Below are 631 nucleotides of genomic sequence, written 5' to 3' on the forward strand. Positions count from 1 at the left end.
CTCCAAACAAAAAAGAAGTTTATCTTTATACTGGTGAAGATGCAGATGTTGATATCACATTTAACGACGATTCTGGAAAAATTAAATCAGCTTCACTTAAAAAAGGTGGAAATATTGCCCTAAATAATATTGATGGGAATCCAGATAAACAAGATAATGAATATGGATACACTGTAACAGCAATTAATTCTGAAACAGCTACGCCTGCGAAAATTAAAGTAACAGGACAAGTTTCTGGCATATCGGCAGAAAAATTACCGAAAACAGAAAACGATTCTTTAGATCTTGTAACGCGTTTTGCAACTGCAACTGATACTGATGGAGAATTAATCAATAATACTGCGGTAAAAACTAAGAAAAATGGAGAGGTTGTTGGTTCTTACTTAACCGACCCAGGTGCAGTAACTTTCGTATTAAAAGCACAAACTAAGAAATATGATATTAAGGTTCCATCAGAAGCAGATAGAGGAACTGTAGCGGATGCTAATAATGTTACTGATAAAGAGTTTGAGAAAATTAAAGAGAAAGTTAAAGTTGAATATTCTCAAAACAATCCAGATGCACGTTTAGCTGACAAAAAAGGTCAAGAAGTAGAAGATGCTTCAAAAGTTGTTGATAAAGTAGAAAAAGA

General features: G+C 33.4%; 1 protein-coding gene. It reads left to right on the top strand.

The window, feature by feature from the left end:
• Positions 1–631 (top strand): hypothetical protein (locus tag QEZ38_RS09770; protein ID WP_281335787.1); only part of this gene is annotated, 631 nt, incomplete at both ends.

The organism is Streptococcus taonis (assembly GCF_029948085.1).
GTDB classification, from domain to species: Bacteria; Bacillota; Bacilli; order Lactobacillales; family Streptococcaceae; genus Streptococcus; species Streptococcus taonis.